Consider the following 19,995-nt stretch of genomic DNA (forward strand, 5'->3'; position numbering starts at 1 on the left):
GTGTCATCGATTGCACACAAACGGAACACGATTCCACGGAAATCCTTACACTACCGAACACCGTTGGAAGTATTTTTGAGTTACTTAGATGAAGCAGTTTTGTCTAGCTTAATTTGACAAATCAAAAATATTAAAGACAGGGTGAAAGTAGAGTAGTTTTATAATTTTTTATGTGTTATATTATATAAAATAAAGTTATATGAACGTTTGCCACTCGGCTCATTTAGCTAATTTAATAAAATAAAGTATGGAGCCATCATTATTATTAAATAATTGGAGGGTATCAATGAAGACATTAGAAATTAAAAACTTACACGTATCAATTGAAGACAAGGAAATTTTAAAAGGTCTAAACTTAACCATTAACACGGATGAAATCCATGCCATTATGGGACCAAACGGAACGGGTAAATCAACCTTAGCAGCGGCGATCATGGGAAATCCAGCTTATACAGTGACCGAAGGAGAAATCTACTTAGACGGTGAAAATGTATTGGAAATGGAAGTTGATGAACGTGCTCGAGCTGGGCTATTCTTAGCAGTCCAGTACCCAAGCGAGATTCCTGGTGTAACAAATGCCCAGTTTATGAAAGCTGCCATTAATGCCCGTCGCGCTGACGATGACAAAATGAGTGTCATGGAATTTATTAAAAAACTCGATGAAAAGATGGCCATCTTAAACATGCCGGAAGAAATGGCAGAACGTTACTTGAACGAAGGTTTCTCAGGTGGTGAGAAGAAAAGAAACGAAATCTTACAATTAATGATGATTCAACCAGCCTTCGCCATCCTAGACGAAATTGACTCAGGACTTGATATTGATGCCTTAAAAGTTGTTTCACGTGGTGTAAATGAGATGCGTGGCGAAAACTTTGGTGCTTTAATCATTACGCATTATCAACGTTTACTAAACTACATTACACCGGATTATGTTCATATTATTATCGATGGAAAAATCGTTAAATCAGGTGGTCCTGAATTAGCCAAACGATTAGAAGATGAGGGATATCGTGGCATCGTTAAAGAGTTGGGCTTAGATTTCGAATTAAAAGAGTAGGTGAAACCCTTGACACAAATACCATTACATGAACAAAAAAGCTTAATTCCACAATACTCAAACGTTACTCAATCTTTTCAAGACGCACAACAACAAGCCTTAGCTGCTTGGGAAACACTGCCCTTACCTTTTATAGAGCGTATGAGCTACCCAACGTGGGAATTATTCAGCCAAGTGATTGCAAGTCCAAAAGCCAGTGCCAATGACTTAGTCTCTACTTATAAAAACAACCTAAAGCTTTCGGATGACCAACAACTGAGCGCCCGCATCGCTCACTGTGGTAATACGACGGATGTTGATTTCGTGCTAGCAGACTTAATGGAGCAAGGTGTAATTATTCAAGACCTCCTCACTGCAATGAATGAATTTCCTGAGTTAGTGGATGCGCATCTATTCAGTGCGATTCCTGCTGCAGAAGATAAAGTTGCTGCCTACCATACAGCCTTTATGAACGGTGGATTATTCATCTATATTCCAAAAAACGTTGAAGTGAACTTGCCGATTGAAGCAGTGTTGCTACAAGACAGTCGTCAAGAACTCGCATTCAATAAGCATATTTTAATTGTAGCGGATACGAATAGTCGCGTTGAATACTTAGAGAAATCAAATACGATCGGCGATAAATCCAATAGTGCCACTTTATTTGTTGAAGTGATTGCTCTCAATGGGGCTAGTGTTAAGTATGTCTCGATGGATTCACTGGGAGCAAACACGACAAGTTTCATTCGCCGCTACGGCTTGACACAACCTGATGCGAATATTTCTTGGGCAGTGGCGGCTATGAATAATGGGGATACAATCTTAGATAGTTATACCGTCTTAGATGGTAACGGCTCATCATCCAACGTTGATGTTATTAGTATCAGTAACCAATCGCAGACACAGACGATTAACACGAAGGTCTTCAATGTTGGTAAGAATACAACTGCCAACATCTTCCAACATGGGGTTATTCTTGACCAAGCGCGTCTAACGTTCAACGGTATCGGCCATATCGTTAAGAATGCTAAGGGCGCAGATGCACAACAGGAAAGCCGTGTAATGATGCTTTCTGATGATGCCCGTGCGGATACAAACCCAATCTTATATATTGATGAGTTTGAAGTCACAGCTGGTCACGCCGCGAGTGTGGGTCAAGTTGATGAAGAGCAACTGTATTACTTAATGAGTCGTGGTTTAAAGCACGAGGAAGCTGAATACTTACTCATCCGAGGATTTTTAGGCCAAGTGATTCAAACAATGCCATCTAATAAAGTAAGACAACAAATGGTCGAGATCATTGATGAGAAACTTAAAACATTAAACCATGATTAATAAATTAACTGTATCAACTATTAGGAGGTGACACCATGACATTCACACCTTTAAGACTCTTCTCTCAAGAGAAAAGTCAGTCTATTCGAGCCCAATTTCCAATCTTAGAACAAAGTGTCAATAATGAACCCTTAATATACTTTGATAATGCAGCTACATCCCAGACACCTCATTCAGTTGTTGAAGCATTAGCCGACTACTACCATCATGATAATGCCAATATTCACCGCGGTGTCCATACTTTAGCCGAGCAAGCCACTCGTGCTTACGAAGGAAGTCGGCAATATATTGCGGACTTCATTGGTGCAAAGGATGCTAGTGAAGTGATCTTCACGAGTGGAACCACCGATGGGATTAATTTTCTTGCTAGAGGGCTTGTTGAAGACCAACTAGAAACCGATGATATTATTTTAACAACACCTCTAGAACATCATTCTAATCTCGTGCCTTGGCAAGAACTTTGTCAACGCAAGGGGGCAAAGTTAGAATATATGGCGCTTAATGAGGATTTTCAAGTTAACCTTTCTGTGTTAAAGAAAAGAAACACAGAAAATATTCGTGCCATCGTGATCCAACATGTATCCAATGTTCTTGGAGTTGAACAACCGATCCAAGCTCTTAGTGAATGGGCACGCGAACACGATATTTTACTGATTGTTGATGGCGCTCAAGCAATCCCTCATCAAGCGATTAACGTGAACGATCTAGGTATTGATGCGTATTGCTTTAGCGGGCATAAAGCTTATGGTCCGACTGGGGTTGGTATTTGTTACTTAAATGAAAGACACCACCAACATGCACGGCCCGTTCAATATGGTGGTGAGATGATCCACTTTGTCGGTGATTATGAGAGTAATTATAAAGACTCACCATGGAAGTTTGAAGCCGGCACCCCACCGATTGCACAAGCGATCGCCTTACAAACGGCCTTAGAGTATATTAACCAAATTGGTGTTGAAGCCATTGCTCAACATGAAGCCGCTTTGACCCAACAGTTGTACCAAGGGCTTCAAGAAATTGATGGTATTGAACTTTACCAGAGCCCTGATATCATTGCACGCAATCCTCATGGTATTATTAGTTTCAACTTTACTACTATTCATCCCCATGACGCAGCCTCTGCTTATGATATGGAAGGTATTGCTGTACGAGCTGGACATCATTGCGCCCAAGTATTGATGCGCAACCTTGATGTCGCGGCTACTTTAAGAGCGAGTGTTGGTATGTACAATACTGCCGCTGAAGTTGAACAATTTTTGTTAGTAACAAAGAAAATAAAGGAGTTTTTTGATTATGTCTCTATTTGATCTAACGAGTCTTTACAAAGAAGTCATCATGGACCATTCAAAGAACCCGCGCCATAAAAAACCGATTGCCCATTACACTCATCGTGTTGAATTATTAAATCCGACTTGTGGCGACGCCATTGTTGTTGAATTCACACTGCATAATGACACAATTGAAGAAGTTGGCTTTACCGGCCAAGGTTGTGCCATTAGTATGGCCAGCGCCGATATGATGTGTGACACGTTAAAAAACAAAACAAAGGAGCATGCGCTTGAGATTATAGCGAACTTTACCCATTTAATAGGTGGAGAACTGAAATCGCAAGCTAAACCTTTAATGGACACGACTCAATTACAAGATGTATTGCAAGATGCCTACTTGTTAGAAGGCATTAAGAAATTTCCTGCACGTTATAAATGTGGCATACTTGCTTGGAGAGCCCTTGAATTAGGCATGAGTCAAAATGCTCAGACTGAAGAAGGAATTATAGAAAGAGAGTGATACTATGAGTGACGTACCCGTTCTCGGCGATTATGAATTTGGTTTCCAAGATAATGCTGAGATTATTTTCTCGACTGGATTGGGATTAAATGAAGAGATTATCCGAACCATTTCCCAAGAGAAGGATGAACCTGAATGGATGTTAGACTACCGATTAAAAGCTTATGAAATATATAAGAACAAACCCATTCCAGAATGGGGGCCTGATCTATCTGGAATTGACTTTAATGACATCACGTATTACCAAAAAGCAACTAACCGCCCTGTTCGTACTTGGGATGATGTTCCCGATGAGATTAAAAAGACTTTCGAACGGATTGGTATCCCAGAAGCAGAACGTGCTTATTTGGCAGGAGCGACAGTTCAATATGAATCTGAAGCAGTATATACACGTATGAAAAGTGCATATGAGAACTTAGGTATCATCTTTACGGATATGGATTCTGCCTTACGCGATTATCCTGAATTGGTTAAAGAATACTTTGGTAGTGTTGTCCCTTCAGAAGATAACTTCCAAGCAGCATTAAACAGCTCTGTATGGAGTGGTGGGACCTTTATCTATGTACCAAAAGGGGTACAAACAACTCTTCCACTGCAGACTTACTTCCGAATGAACAATGAAAAGTCTGGACAATTTGAGCGTACATTAATCATCGTAGATGAAGGTGCAAGTATTCATTACGTTGAAGGGTGTACTGCCCCAACCTTCTCATATGCCAACTTACATGCTGCCGTTGTTGAAATTGTCGTTAAAAAAGACGCCTATTGTCGTTATTCTACCATTCAAAACTGGTCAGATAATGTCTACAATATTGTGACTAAACGAGGTCACTGTGAAGAAGGCGCAACACTGGAGTGGATTGATGGGAACCTTGGTTCTAATGTCACTATGAAATATCCAAGTGTCTTCTTAAATGGACGTGGTTCTCGCGGAACCGTCTTATCAATTGCTTTCGCTGGTGAGAATCAACATCAACATACAGGGGCTAAAATCTTCCACATGGCTCCAGATACATCGAGTTCAATCGTTTCAAAATCAATTGCCAAAGACGGGGGAAATGTTGATTACCTTGGACAGGTCTACTTTGACAAGAACAGTGACCGTTCAATCTCACATATTGAATGTGACACAATTATTATGGATGAAAAGTCACGTTCTGATACGATTCCATTCAACGAGATCCATAACAGTAATGTGACCTTAGAACACGAAGCGAAAGTCTCAAAAATATCAGAAGAGCAACTCTTCTACTTAATGAGTCGTGGGTTAGATGAGGCAACTGCCACTGAAATGATTATTATGGGCTTTGTTGAACCATTTGCTAAAGAATTACCACTTGAATACGCCGTTGAACTGAACCGTTTAATCGCTTATGAGATGGAAGGATCGGTTGGGTAGAATCATTAACTGCAATATCAAACGCACAAAAAAGCTTGAGCAAAGACAATAGAATCTGCTCAAGCTTTTTTTAACTAGATAATATGACTTGTTAAAAAACACCCTATCGAGACTTTATTGATGTGGTGTTTAGATGTCGATTTCCCATTCAGTTCCGATTGCTTGGGGGCTCAGGATAATAGGGGGCGCCGCCATATCGTGGGTCTTTATTTTCCTGGATAGTCATCACTTCCTTTGCTAGTTATTCAATCACTAGCCAAATATTGCCCATATTTCAAGTCGAATTCATTCGCCATATATAACTTAGCCCCATTATGTACATATTCCTTTAACGTGCCAACGCTTAATATAGTTACTTTGCTGATCCGCATCCATAATATTGACTGTATCTTCCTCGTTGATCAATATTAACCTCGATTCCACTGGAACATGTCCCCAATCTTCTGTAAATTTTCTACTAATTTCCCACGCGCTCGCTTCATCTGAATAAAGAAATCATTGCCGCTCTCTCTTCCATTGTACATCTACATTCCATTTTCATATACTTAATTCTGAAGCAAATTCTTGACCTCAAAATAAAAGTCTTTACGTGACGAGATCAACATAATATCAATCTGCATACACCCAGCAACCAGCGGAAAGTTCAAATCTGCTAAAACCTCCCAATTTTTGGGAATCTCTGGCAACAGCATCAACAAACATTCGCCCTCACCAATAAAGCACGTCCGGTAATTCTTCAACCGCCACTCCAAATTTTGTGGTAACTTGTAACGCTCACTCAAACACTCCAAAAATTGCAGTTTATTCAATATAATCCAGCCTCCCTTTTTAGTCCTATGTATATATACGTAAAAAAGAGAGGATTCCATTAATTTTTTTGTAAATTTTGGTTTTTGGACCTCGTGATGATGGACGAAGCCAATTTTCTCTGATATCCGGCCTCGTATACCCACACGAAGTCACTTCCACTCATTTTCAGGCCCCTCACCGATTCAGCAAAGTATAATATCTTCCAAATAAAAAGGCACAAGCCATATTAGTCATTACTAACATGGCTTGTGCCTTATTTTCTACCAGTTTGCATTATCTAATTCAGCTTGTGTCCAAGGATATGGACTAACAGTAATGGGTTCCAATGTTTCTGGATGTGAAACTGTTACAACATTTGTTGTCAGATTATTTGGATGAGCTTTAACATCCGCATAGAAATAACCATTACTATCCGCTGTTATGGGTGGGATGCCCGTTGAAGCGTAACCGTCTAATTGCATTATATTTACTTCTGCAAAAGGATAAGTATACCCTTCAATATAACTTTGTCCTAAGAAATACCGTTCTAACGTTAGATAACCCGATTCATATTCTAACGCCGTAGGTTGGTACTGTACAATTGGCAATTCTGCTTCATAAACTTGTTGTCCCTGTTCATTTAGGATTGTTATTGTTGGAACTCTCCCCACCGCAGCGTCGGCATCAATTGAAAAATACCCCTCATCATTAGGTGTTGCTTCAATGACAGATAGTACCTCATCATTCATAGTCTGTGTCATAGTGACCACTATGTTATATAATGGGTTGACATAACCTGTGACTAAACCATCTTGTGGAAAGACAGGTTCAATAACTAATTCATCTAATTGAGTAGACAGTAGTTCCCACGTTACAGGTGGTATATCGCCTCGTCGCGAGGATAACATTCGCCAATCTTCAGGAACTGACCAATTACTTTCAGTTAAATCTCCCGGTACGATAGTAGAAGCGCCTCTTTCCTTCGCTGCCAAAGCTTCTAATTCTTCGCGAGTCTCAAGGGTCGCATATTCCTCAAAGACTTCAGGTTGATTATGATTATCCCACTTCAATAAACTAATCCCACCTTGATTATTATAAAAGAAATAAATGATATATTGCCAATCTCGTAACGGTTCAGTAATAATTCGACTATTAATATGAACCAATCTTTCATCCTGACCATTCGATTCTTTGACCGCTAACTCTTTTGTTTCATTCACTTCAGCATATCCTTCTATATAAGTAGCATTCTGCCTTGATCGATTAGGTCCCCAATAACAGTAATACATTGAAATTTTGTTACCTTCAATAGTTACATCAAAGTCAGCAAATTCTCGCTCAGTATTATCTACATGATAAAACCTCATATTTTTTGGCAACTTATCAAACTCTACTGCAAAAGGATATATTTTTTCCCTTTCGGCTTCTGTTGTATTCTCTTCAAAATATCTGTTCAAATAATCTGAAACAGTCATACTATGTGCCGTTGAATGTTTCCCATCAATACCATAAGATCGAAAACCTTTTTTCTCTCCTGTTGATAAAATATTAGCTTCTTCCTCAGCTAAATAGAGCTCGGCTTCCTCTCTAGTAACTTCCCCATTTATAACCTCCATCAAACTAGAAATAACCCACTCACGTTGCTCACCTAAGGTCTCTGCATTCACTAGCTGAGCCTGACTAAAAAACATGCTTGAACAAAGCAACAACAGACACAATCTCATTGTTAGTTTCATATCTTTTCTCCTGTACAAAATTTTTAAAAACATATTTTTATTGATGATATAAAAGAACTTTATAATAAGCAAGCTTAGTTAACTTGTTTATTTATTATATTCGATATCCACTAACTTAACCATTTGTTTATTAGCTGTGCTTAAAAATAAATTTGTATATGATGGTATATCGAATATAATCCACAAAAAGGAATCTGTTCATTGGCTTTTAAAATTTAAAGGTAAAGAGGCTGATACAAATAATTTTTTGGGCCTCGTGGTGATGGACGAAGCCAGTTTTGCTTGATATTTGGCCTCTTAAGTCTACAGGAAGCCACTTTCCTCTGATATCCGGCCTCGCCAAACCTCACGAAGCCGGATTCCCTCAATATACGGCCTCGTCCCAAAGCTCGAGGCCATTTCTCACCTTACATGACAAAAAAACAAACTATCACACTTAGAGGCGCACCCCTAAGCTTGATAGTTTGTTTTACTTTCAAAATACTATTACAATAGCATTTTAATTTTCCTCTAGATTACTCTCTAGATTTGAATTTTTGACTCAAAACTAACCCTAAGCCAGATACCAAGACTAGCAATCCAATCCACACATACGATTCCTCACCTGTTGAAGGTAAGTCCGAATCTCCTGATTGACCTGGTCTAGATGGTTTGTCAGGATCAGTTGGTGTTGTTGGACTTTCTGGGTCGTTTGGATCTTCCGGATCTTCCGGATCTTCCGGATCTTCTGGATCTTTCGGATCTTCTGGATCTTCTGGATCTTCTGGATCTTCTGGATCTTCTGGATCTTCTGGAGTTCCTGGTTCTTCTGGATCTTCAGGTTCTCCTGGTTCATCCGGATCAACTGTGTTAACAAAGACTGGAATATCTCCATTAGCTGTTTGATAAGTGATATTTGCGATTAATTCATCGCCTTCACTTATTACTTCAACTGCGACTTTGTACTCAGTATTGTCATAAGTGACTTCGTCATCATTACCTTGTAATTCACGGATTGTGTACTCGTAAGTACCCGCTTCTGTGAATCTTATCGAACTGAATTGAACACTGCCATCTGCCGCATTATTAGCTGTTCCAATCACATTACCGTTTTGAATCACTACGAACTTAAATTCATTTGCTTTAAGTTCTCTACCTTCAAGTTCTTTAAGAGCTTGTAAGTTGACTGAAACTGATGGGTCTGGTGTTGGATCTGATGGTTTGTGCGTATTCGTGATTACTACTACGCCATCTACTAATTCAGTAGTTGTTTCGTAGCCCTCTGGAACACTCACTTCAGTAACTGTGTAAGTAATAGCTTCGCCAGTTGCATTGACTGCTAGATTCGTCCAAGTGTATGACCAGTTGTTTGCTTCATCTAAGACAACTGTCTCACCTTGGTTTTGACCATTGGCAACTAATTGCACTTCGATACTGTCAGGTCTGATGCCATCACGGTTCTCTTCATCATTCCAAACTTTATTCACTGTTAAGTCTCTGACTTCTGGTGAATACGTGTTTGTCAGAATGATATTTCCATGATTGTCATTATTGACTGTGACTTCATAGCCTTCTGGTGTATTTATCTCAACGACTGAATACTCGATGGCTTTACCATCAATATTTAATGGTAAACCTGACCAGCTTGCTGTCCAGTTATTCTCAGCGTTCAATTCAGCGGTTTGACCTTCAAGTGCTTCGCCGTCAGCTGTTAATTGAACTTGGATACTGTCTGGACGGTTGCCGTCTTGGTTATTCCCATCTTGCCAATCTTTTGTGACCGTTACAGAAGTTTCTTCTGGTGTATAACTATTCGTAATCACACCATCGACAATGTCAGTTGAGTAATTATCCACTGCATCTTCTGTAATTGTATACGAGATTTCTTCACCATTGTTGTAAACTGGAAGGTTTTCAAATATTGCAGCCCAATCATTTGCTTCATTCAATTCAACTGCATTAACGACTTCACCGTCTGCTAATAAGTTTGCAGTAATGCTTTCTGGTCTTAAGCCATCTTGGTTATCTGAATCATTCCAAACTTTACTTACTGGTATGTATTTCTCTGCAGGTGTATGTGTATTTGTTATCACATTTACACCATCCACAACTTCTTGTGTTACTTCGTAACCTTCAGGAACTGCTGTTTCTTCAACAGTGTATTCTATTGCTGTTCCTGAGGCATTGACTGGAAGGTTCGTCCATGAGTATGCCCATGCGTTTTCTCCATTTAATTCAATTGGATCGCCTAAAGCTTCGCCGTCGGCTATTAATTGAACCGTTACACTTGTTGGACGTAGACCATCTTGGTTATTAGCATCATTCCATACTTTTCTGACGTTAATATCATTGACAACCACGTCATGAGAGTTTGTTACCGTGATTGTATTTTCTTCAATTGGACTAATTGTTGATGTATACCCTTCAGGAACATTTAACTCTGCGACTGTGTAGGCAATGACTTCACCTGAAGCTTTGACTGCTAGATTCGTCCAAGTGTATGACCAGTTGTTTGCTTCATCTAAGACAACTGTCTCACCTTGGTTTTGACCATTAGCTACTAATTGCACTTCAATACTTTCTGGTCTTAAGGCGTCACGGTTCTCATCATCGTTCCAAACTTTATTCACCGTAAAGTCTGTAACTTTTGGTGTATAAGTGTTTGTCAGAATAATGTTTCCACGATCTGCGTCATTTACTTCTACTGTAAATTCTTCTGGTACATTTGACTCAACAACTGAGTACTTAATTGGTGCACCATTTGCATTTAATGGTAAACCTGACCAGCTTGCTGTCCAATTATTCTCCACGTTCAATTCAGCTGTTTGGTCAATGATTTCACCGTTTGCTGTTAATTGAACTTGGATACTGTCTGGACGGTTGCCGTCTTGGTTATTCCCATCTTGCCAATCTTTTGTGACCGTTACAGAAGTTTCTTCTGGAGTGTATCTATTCGTAATCACACTCTCGACAATTTCTGTTGAGTAATTTTCAACTGTATCTTCTGTAATCGTGTATGTAATTTCTACACCGTTCTCGAAGACAGGTAAGCCTTCAAAGACATGTGACCACTCGTTGGCTTCTGATAATTCAACAGCATCGATTGGTGTTCCATCCGCTAATAAGTTAGCAGTGATACTTTCTGGTCTTAAACCATCTTGATTGTCTGCGTCATCCCATACTTTACTTACTGGTACGTCTTTCACTGCTGGTGTATGTGTGTTTGTAATAACATTCACACCTTCAACAACTTCTTGAGTTGCTTCGTAACCTTCAGGAACTTCTGTTTCTTCAACCGTATATTCAATGGCTGTTCCTGAGGCGTTGACTGGTAATTCAGTCCAAGTTTGTGCCCATGCATTTTCTGCATTTAATTCAACCGGATCGCCTAATGCTTCACCGTCGGCCATTAGTTGAACCGTTACGCTTGTTGGACGTAGACCGTCTTGATTGTCTGCATCATCCCAAGCTTTTTCTACTGCTAAATGTGTTACTGCTGGCGTGTAGCTGTTCGTAATCACAACATTTGTTGGATCTTCAGCATTGACAACGACTTCATATTCTTCTGGAACATTCGTTTCAGAGACCGCGTAGCTAATTGCTGCGCCAGCTTCATTCACTTTTAAGTCCGTCCAAGCATATGACCAATCGTTATCTGCATTTAATTCAACCGCTTCGCCATAAGGTTCACCATTGGCTGTTAATTGAACCTGGATACTTTCTGGTCTAATACTATCTTGGTTGTTAGCATCATCCCATACTTTTCTAACGTTTATATCATTGACTGCTACATCATGAGAGTTCATTACCGTAATTGTATTCTCTTCAATTGGACTAATTGTTGACGTATACCCTTCTGGTAAGTTAACTTCCGCAACTGTGTAGGCAATTGCTTCGCCAGCAGCATTCACTGCTAGATTTGTCCATGTATATGACCAGTTGTTTGCTTCATTGAGGACTATTAGGTCGCCTTGGTTTTGACCGTCAGCAACTAATTGTACTTCGATACTTTCTGGTCTTAAGCCATCACGGTTCTCTTCATCATTCCAAACTTTATTCACCGTTAAGTCTGTAACTTCTGGTGTATAAGTGTTTGTCAGAATAATATTTCCGCGATCTGCGTCATTTACTTCTACTGTAAATTCTTCTGGTACATTTGACTCAACAACTGAGTAAACAATCGCTGTTCCATCTGCATTTAATGGTAAGCCTGACCAGCTTGCTGTCCAGTTATTATCCGCATTCAGTTCAGCTGTTTGACCTTCAAGTGCTACGCCATCGGCTGTTAATTGAACTTGGATACTTTCTGGACGGTTACCGTCTTGGTTATTACCATCTTGCCATTCTTTAGTAACAGTGACTGATGTTTCTTCGGGTGTGTAGCTATTCGTAATCACACCCTCAACAATTTCTGTTGAGTAATCTGTAACAGTATCTTCCGTAATCGTGTATGTAATTTCTTCACCGTTCTCGAATACAGGTAGTCCTTCGAATACGTGTGACCACTCATTTGCTTCTGATAATTCGACAGCATCGATGTGTGTTCCATCTGCTAATAAGTTAGCTGTAATACTGTTAGGTCTGATGCCATCTTGATTATCGGCATCGTCCCATACTTTATTAACTGGTACATCTTTCACTGCCGGTGTATGAGCATTTGTTATCTCAATTACACCGTCAACAACTTCTTGTGTTGCTTCATAACCTTCAGGAACTGTTGTTTCTTCAACCGTATACTCAATAGCTGTTCCTGAGGCATTGACTGGTAATTCAGTCCATGTTTGTGCCCATGCATTTTCTGCATTTAATTCAATTGGATCGCCTAAAGCTTCGCCGTCTGCCATTAATTGAACAGTAACGTTTGCTGGACGTAGGCCATCTTGATTGTCAGCATCCTCCCATACTTTATTCACTGTTAATTTTGTTGTAGCTGGAACATGTGTATTCGTCAAGACTAAAACGCCATCTTCATCGACTGAAACCGATGGTTCATAACCTTCTGGTAGGTTATTTTCTTGAACTGAATAATTTATTTGCTCACCGTTACCATAAACTGGTAAGTCGCCAAATGTATGCGTCCAATCATTACCAGCATTTAACTCAACCGGTTCACCGTATGAGTCACCATTCGCTGTTAATTGAACTTCAACACTGTCTGGTCTGAGGTCATCTTGATCATTCGCATCATCCCATGCTTTTCTAACACTAATTTCTGTTGGAATAGCAGTGTTTGTCACTGTTAAACCATTTTCAGATTTAGTATAGCCTTCTGGTACAAAGTCATTACCATCAGCATCAACTTCTCGAACTGTAAAGATATAGTCAGCTCCTGTTGTATCTTTAGCAACTAAGTTACCCCAAGTTACAGAAGTCGTTCCGCTTGGTAATTCTTTAATGTCAGCTCCTGGTACAGGTTCAGCTTCTCCTTCACCTACGTGACGATACAATTGGAAGTAGACCGTTGGTTTATTGTTCGGTGCACCTTCCCATGCTTTATTAGCCGTGACACTTGTTTTTTGCTTTTCATTTTGGATTACTAATGACGCACCTTCGACACGCTGGAAGTTTGCTGGGTTCCAACTACTATCAGCCATGTCAATAGTTACTTCACCAGATTCACCATAACCATACACAAAGTATAGCGGTGGTCCTGCAACATAATCTGGCAATGTAGAAATCTCAGTCAATATGAATCGACCTGCACGTTGTTCAAGTAATTGTTGTGTTCCGTCTGCTATAGTTACAAAATCAGCCACATGAACAGTACTGCCTGAATTGTTCAATCTTTGAAGTTTGAACGCTACCCCTTCAATTGGCTCGTTGTTATCAGCATCTACCTTTTTAAAGTTTAGGTCTAATGTACGTCCACTTCCCCCACCACCATAGAACCATTGTTGCGTTTGCACGGTTTCAGTTGTAGAAGAAAGTACTTTACTATCAGTACCACCTGTTAATTTTACAGTATTACTTATATTATAGAATCCAATTAAGTTTGGATTTAATCTTGTTGAGTATCTCACACTGTATGACTCATTAATATTTCCTAAGTCAATTGTAAAGCTACGATTATCATCTGCTACGGCAATTGTATAATCACTTAATGGGTTACCTGAAGCATCAAGCAAGACAATTGAATTCTCAACATACGTATGATTTTGACTCAATGTATCAGATATCTTAGCATTATTGATTGGTAAGCCAAGTGGATTAACTGTTAATTTCCAATCAACGTTTTCAGTATCATCATTGACTGTTCCAGTTTTTCCATTGTTATTGTTCGTCCCATCAGCAAAGTAATCAATGTATGCATCATCTTTGACTGGATCATGTCCTGTATTGCTAAGTTCTACTTCGTTTGTATATCTATCTAATTTCTCGTTAACTGATGGATATTCTAGAATTTCCGTTTGGAAAGTTACGATGTATTTGTAGGCCCCGTTAGGTAAACCAACTGTGAAGGTGTTTGTTTGAGTGTCATCAATAGCAGACTCCCCGGTTACATTTCCTCCGCCTACACGTTCAACACTAATTGTTCCTGCCACTAATCTTTGATCCGTAGGAATTGTGTCTTTTAGTACTGCGTTCTGTAAGTTAACCAAATTACCATCAGTATTTGCTGTAATTGTCCAGTTAATTCGAGCTGGATCAACCGTCTTATCAATACTTATTGCATCTTTTTGTACACCCAATGTTGGTGACGGTATACTTCCATTCGCTGTTTGGTTTCCACCTCTATAGACTGCTTCAGCAGTATTTGTAACTTCTTCCATCTCCTCTTCAGGTGATAAAGTACTGGAATAAGTTAATCGATACGGAGTTGCGTTCAACTGGTCAGTTCTAAGTATAAAGACACCATCATTTGGACCTGTTTGTTCGAAATCACCGGTAACATCTTGTCCGCCACTCGTTATATTAATATCACTAATTTTTACAGTTGACGGTGAATGTGTATCAGTTAATACAAAGTCATAAATAACATTGCTATTCGTGTTAAAGTCAATTGTCCAATTAACTGTTTTGCTACCATCTGAGTTTATGACAACTTCCCCAGCTTTACTGATTCCTGGGTCACGTTTATCTACTTCATTAACAGCTGACTCTTTTCCACCTTGCCAACTTAAGGTCGCTTCATTTCTCTGAGGACCATTTTCAGCATCATCTGCTGTTGTTCGGTATGTCAGAACGTAACGTGCATTAGTGTTTTTATCGATATCTAATGTAAAACCATTATCTGTTTTATTAAACACATAATCATTAAACGGTTCTCCATTCTCTGTCACTACTAAAGACCCATCAACATAGCTTATGTTTTCACTAGTGAAAACATCTTCAATTTCTGGATTCTCCAATAAAATACGACTGTTATTAAATGCAACGATCCATTCTATTTCTTGTAGGCCTTCTTCATTTAATACGTACTTACCTTCTTTACCGATACCAGCCTTTGGTCCTACCTGATTGAATCCTATATCAACTCCGATACCTATTCCCGTACCTTCATCAAATATTAATTCAGCATCGTTTGCTATCTCTGGTTGCTGCATACCTAAGGTTGTATAATATGTAATATATTCAAATTTATACTCGTGTGGTCCAGCTTCTTTTACACTTAAATCAAAGCCGATGCGTCCATCAGTATGAGTATAATTTTGAACGCTGTAGTTACTGTTACTGACTTCAACGCCATCTTCAAATAGCTTTGTATCATTAATATCAAAAGTTAAGTATTCCCCATTAAAGACATCCTTGATGTTAATTGTAGAGATATCTACTCTTTGAGAATTCATGGTAATTACCCATTTAATATAAGGTCTACCTTGGTCATCAACAAGCTGTTCCCCAACTTTCCCACCTGTTGGAATTGTATTAACTGTCACAGATGCATTATCTGAATTTGGCTGCGGTAGATCATCTGCAATTATATTCTTAACCTCGCCATTCAAGCCTACAGGTACAGTTGATTCAAACTCGATAAGATATGCTTTACCATCCGCATCCAAGCCTGGGAATATAACATTACTTGCTTCGTCTGCTTGTGGTGTAACTTTTACCAAATCACGACTTGTTACTTTTCCGTCTATATCTGTTTCAACTTCATAAACAACAATCGAATCTAAGTCAATTTTTCCTTCAGATAATGTATCTGTTAAATTAACCGATCCTAATGATTCTTTACCGTAGTTATATTCTACTTGCCATGCGATTCGATCACTTTTACCGGATACTAGGTTTCCGTTTTTAGTAATTATAGGCAAATCACCTGACCATGTTCCTGTGAAATCATCATTGACTGTGGTTTGATCTCCATCTAAATTAATAATCGCATTGTTATTAAATGTATGTGTCCCGCCACCTTCTGGACGATTAACTTTTGTCGAATATGTAATATCATAAGCGTCTTCGATTGAACCTAAGCCCAATTCGAAGCCAGTCTCCGTTGTTGTCACTGAAAAATCAGTCACTGGTTCGCGACCAATTTCTTTATTATTATGGTTACGAATAATTCTTTCTACAACGAAACTACCATCAACAATAGATAATCCTTCTCCAAATTGATCAATAATCGTTGCATTTTCGAAACTTCCCATAGAGTCGTTTGCACGAACTGTCCAATCAACAAACTCTGGGTTTCGATCAACGCTAACTTTTGATTCGCCATCGAGAATATAACCAAAGCCAGCTTCTTTTAAATCTGTCCCTTCATATTCTTGTTGCTCAGCACGTACCATTACTGTGTAAGAAGTACCATCACTATAGGGTACTTCAACAACCACTTCTTCAGTTGTTTCAAATATCTCAGTATTAAATTGTGTTTGTATATTCACATTTAAAGAGACATCATCTAAACCGCTGACCGCATCATTAAAAGTGATAACTACTTCTTCACCTATGATACTATATGTCGCTACCTCTACCCCGCCTACTTTAATCGGTTGGTCAGTAGCATTACCTATAGTGGCTATTGCTGGATAAGACATTGAGTAAGTATCTCCGCCTACTATATCCATGTCATTAGGTATTTTTATTTCATAAACCATAGAAACAGCATTCATATCATTTAGGTCAACTTCAATGTTAGAACCATTTTCTATTGATACTGGGTTTCCATCTTTATCTATATATGATAACTTAAAACCTGTAGTTAAATTCTCATCAATAGCAGCAAAAAGACTTACTTCCTCTGACACTGCCATCATCGTAACTTCTGGCTGATTCGTTTTTGTTACGACATCACCGTTGGCAAATTCAAAGATTGCTTCTGCATCGATTGCATCTTCGACGTCAGTTGTTGCATCCTTTGCTTGTAACGTTAAGGGATTTGGTAATTGATATCCATTACTATAGATGTCATCTCCAGGAACGACGGTATACGTTGCTGTACGTGTTCCATCATTGTATGACCAGCCTTCATTTTGACTTGCATCGAAGTTTAATGATTCAGGGACATCCGTTGTCACCGTTAAGTTCGTAACAGCTGACTGACCTGACCCGTTCCCACCACCTTCATCGCCAAAAGAGAAGCTGTAAGCAATCGTTGTCTCCCGGGCGGGACCTTCGTCATCATCTTCACTTGTTCCCGTTTCGGACGGATAGGTTACATTTGTTGAGAAATGCGGCTGACGTGTTACAAATTGATAATTCACATTACCACTTTGTGCAACTGAGCTACCACTTTGGATAACCTCAGCAGAAGCTGATAGTGTTGCGCTATTAGGCATCGTTCCGTCATCCTTAGTCTTTAAGGCTAAGGTAAGCAATTGATTATACTCTTCAGATAATGTTTCTAATGAGTAGTCAACAATCAGCTGATTACCACTATAATAAGCTTCAACACTTCCACCGTTGTTAGGGAAGTAAGAACTTAAACTATCATAAGGAACTATATAATCCCCACTAATAGTATAACGTAAGACAGCATCCTCTAACGCTGCTTCCGAGTTTGTCACTCGAACAGGCACATGAATCGTACTACCTGTGCGGATGTTATTATTGACGACACCCTCAAAAGATATACCTGTGACTGGATAAAGTTCCTCTTCTTCTGACTCTTCTGACTCTTCTGACTCTTCTGACTCTTCTGACTCTTCTGATTCATCAGATTCTTCTGACTCTTCTGGTTCACTTGATTCAGTATCTTCTTCAGGAATAGTTTCTCCCTCACCATTATCTTCATAACTTTCCCCAGTTCCCGCACCAGAGTCATCCTGTACGCTCTCTTGTGGAGGTTGCTGTTCTACTGGTGGTTCTTCAACGTACACTTGATCAGTACTATCATCGTACGATTCCGATGAGTACTCGACCTCGACGCCACCTTCTTCTTCAGCATAAACTGATGTTATCGTAATAATGGGATTTAAGATAACATTTAAGACTAATAATGTAACTGTCAGTATACTACTCGACTTTTTCATTCATTAACGACTCCTTTTCTTCTATATTATTTATCCTTCATTATTTATATCCTTACTCCACAAACGACTAACAATTTGTCTTTAAATCCGTATCACTAATTAGCTACCTTCTCCTTTCCAACCAACTCCGCGAGGAAATTGTTAATTTCGGTCAATAATTACCATTATTTCCCAAAATTATTCACAATATAGCCAGATTGTTTATTCATTATTTCCCGACACACTTTAGATTATAGCGTGTCCGGACTGAAACTGTTTTTCATATTCGTGTCTTAATGGTGCACATTTTGAAATGCTATATTATGTTTAACACAATAATTATCTTCGGCACTAAAAAAGATAAGTCTAATTTTATATAAAAACTTAAGAAACTTTTATTTTTAGCTACGTCTTAATGAGCTAGTCGTAATAATCCACATTTCCTAAAAAAACTATTTATGACAAACTTAAGAAAACTGTTTTATTCGTATGTACAGATAAATTGATTTTGTATTTTCGGCAAGTTTAACTAAGTTAGCTTTTAAATTTAACAAGATTTTTTTGTAATGTTTGACAAAAAGTGCTTTTATTGTAATCGGTATAGTAATAGACTATTAAGTATATTAGATATATGATATTTTTAGTTGTGTTCACATTTAAGTCATTCAGAGGGGGTATTATGAGAAGTTTATTAACCACAAGCGATCGTCGTCGTTTAGAATTAATAGAGTTATTGTTAGAAGCGAATGATTGGATGACGTTCGACCAAGTTGCTGAGCAACTAGCTAGTTCTGTGCGCAATATTAAGGAAGATATTACTTATTTTAGGAAACATTTCCCTGAGATTGGGATTGAGACAGGTCGATATATGATGCGCATTATGATGGATCATTCGATTGGAATTCAAGAAGCTTACCGTCTAATTTTGAAGGAGACCTTAATCTTTCAACTGTTAGAAGAGATTTTCTTTATTGAAACCTATTCCATCGAAGATTTAGCTGGGATATTGCATACTAGCAAGTCGACGGTTTACCGATCAATCGAGGCGATTAATTCCTACTTTTCCAACGTGGGTTGCCAAGTCGAGACCAATCCCTGTCGGTTTGTCGGTAACGAGCGTTTTATTCGTAACTTTTATCGTACCTATTTCAAAGAGAAAAGCACCGTTTTGGAATGGCCATTTCGTCATTATGATGAACAAACTTTGAACGCTAATATTAATCGTATACTTGCTATTGTCGAGAAAAGCGGCGCTGTAAAGACAGAAGATATTGACTTTGCATTTTATGAATCCATCAAACTCGTAATCATTGTTAATGTCATTCGTTACCAAAACGGACATTTAGTGGATACAAATAATGAAGAGACATTTCTGTTTAAACTGATTTTCAATGAAGTGAAACTATTATTTCTACGACGAATTTACAATTTAAGTGCAACAACAATAATAAAATAAAAAAAGATCCATAGTTTTCCTATAAAATAGATGTACCAACCAACTATTAGAAGGAGAAAGCTATGAATCCATACACACATCTTACC

The 19,995-nt window shown here is 38.7% G+C and carries 9 protein-coding genes and 1 pseudogene; 7 read left to right on the forward strand and 3 right to left on the reverse strand.

Features of this window, described 5'->3' with window-relative positions:
• The 6 genes and pseudogenes from ACEN4N_RS08785 to sufB all read left to right on the forward strand — a co-directional run.
• Positions 1–117 (forward strand): annotated as a pseudogene (locus ACEN4N_RS08785) (IS30 family transposase); the annotation flags it as partial.
• A 169-nt stretch (positions 118–286) separates the two neighbouring features.
• Entirely contained in the window at positions 287–1,057 is a 771-nt protein-coding gene (sufC, locus tag ACEN4N_RS08790; protein WP_407094076.1) for a Fe-S cluster assembly ATPase SufC, read from the forward strand.
• A gap of 9 nt (positions 1,058–1,066) precedes the next feature.
• Positions 1,067–2,371: a Fe-S cluster assembly protein SufD gene (gene sufD / locus ACEN4N_RS08795; protein ID WP_407094077.1), complete on the forward strand. Its 1,305-nt coding sequence runs from the start codon at positions 1,067–1,069 to the stop codon at positions 2,369–2,371.
• A gap of 35 nt (positions 2,372–2,406) precedes the next feature.
• Positions 2,407–3,678 carry an aminotransferase class V-fold PLP-dependent enzyme gene (locus ACEN4N_RS08800; RefSeq protein ID WP_407094078.1) on the forward strand — a complete coding sequence of 424 codons (1,272 nt, stop codon included), beginning with the start codon at positions 2,407–2,409 and terminating at the stop codon, positions 3,676–3,678.
• Complete coding sequence (gene sufU / locus ACEN4N_RS08805) at positions 3,665–4,159, forward strand: Fe-S cluster assembly sulfur transfer protein SufU (RefSeq protein WP_407094079.1); 495 nt, start codon at positions 3,665–3,667, stop codon at positions 4,157–4,159. Before ACEN4N_RS08800 ends, sufU begins: the two co-directional genes overlap by 14 nt.
• Before the next feature lie 4 nt (positions 4,160–4,163).
• Complete coding sequence (gene sufB / locus ACEN4N_RS08810; RefSeq protein ID WP_407094080.1) at positions 4,164–5,558, forward strand: Fe-S cluster assembly protein SufB; 1,395 nt, start codon at positions 4,164–4,166, stop codon at positions 5,556–5,558.
• A 545-nt stretch (positions 5,559–6,103) separates the two neighbouring features.
• On the opposite strand, the gene ACEN4N_RS08815 is transcribed toward sufB, so the two are convergent.
• From ACEN4N_RS08815 to ACEN4N_RS08825, 3 genes are all read right to left on the reverse strand, one after another.
• Complete coding sequence (locus tag ACEN4N_RS08815; protein ID WP_407094081.1) at positions 6,104–6,367, reverse strand: nuclease-related domain-containing protein; 264 nt, start codon at positions 6,365–6,367, stop codon at positions 6,104–6,106.
• Between the two features lie 261 nt (positions 6,368–6,628).
• Positions 6,629–8,083: a hypothetical protein gene (locus ACEN4N_RS08820; protein ID WP_407094082.1), complete on the reverse strand. Its 1,455-nt coding sequence runs from the start codon at positions 8,081–8,083 to the stop codon at positions 6,629–6,631.
• Positions 8,084–8,598: 515 nt separating this feature from the next.
• A complete protein-coding gene (locus ACEN4N_RS08825) occupies positions 8,599–18,474 on the reverse strand; it encodes a Cna B-type domain-containing protein (RefSeq protein ID WP_407094083.1) in 9,876 nt (3,291 codons plus the stop codon).
• Between the two features lie 658 nt (positions 18,475–19,132).
• Between ACEN4N_RS08825 and ACEN4N_RS08830 the strand changes: the two genes are divergently transcribed.
• Positions 19,133–19,909, forward strand: a complete 777-nt coding sequence (locus ACEN4N_RS08830) for a helix-turn-helix domain-containing protein (protein ID WP_407094084.1) — start codon at positions 19,133–19,135, stop codon at positions 19,907–19,909.
• The last annotated feature ends 86 nt before the right edge of the window (positions 19,910–19,995 follow it).

Source organism: Ruoffia sp. FAM 20857 (genome assembly GCF_045528645.1).
GTDB lineage: Bacteria > Bacillota > Bacilli > Lactobacillales > Aerococcaceae > Ruoffia > Ruoffia halotolerans.

Excerpts from the sequence above, each read along its gene's own strand:
- ACEN4N_RS08800 (WP_407094078.1), top strand. The coding sequence starts at position 2,407 with ATGACATTCACACCTTTAAGACTCTTCTCTCAAGAGAAAAGTCAGTCT.
- sufC (WP_407094076.1), top strand. The coding sequence starts at position 287 with ATGAAGACATTAGAAATTAAAAACTTACACGTATCAATTGAAGACAAG.
- sufB (WP_407094080.1), top strand. The coding sequence starts at position 4,164 with ATGAGTGACGTACCCGTTCTCGGCGATTATGAATTTGGTTTCCAAGAT.
- ACEN4N_RS08825 (WP_407094083.1), bottom strand. The coding sequence starts at position 18,474 with ATGAAAAAGTCGAGTAGTATACTGACAGTTACATTATTAGTCTTAAAT.
- ACEN4N_RS08830 (WP_407094084.1), top strand. The coding sequence starts at position 19,133 with ATGAGAAGTTTATTAACCACAAGCGATCGTCGTCGTTTAGAATTAATA.
- sufU (WP_407094079.1), top strand. The coding sequence starts at position 3,665 with ATGTCTCTATTTGATCTAACGAGTCTTTACAAAGAAGTCATCATGGAC.
- ACEN4N_RS08820 (WP_407094082.1), bottom strand. The coding sequence starts at position 8,083 with ATGAAACTAACAATGAGATTGTGTCTGTTGTTGCTTTGTTCAAGCATG.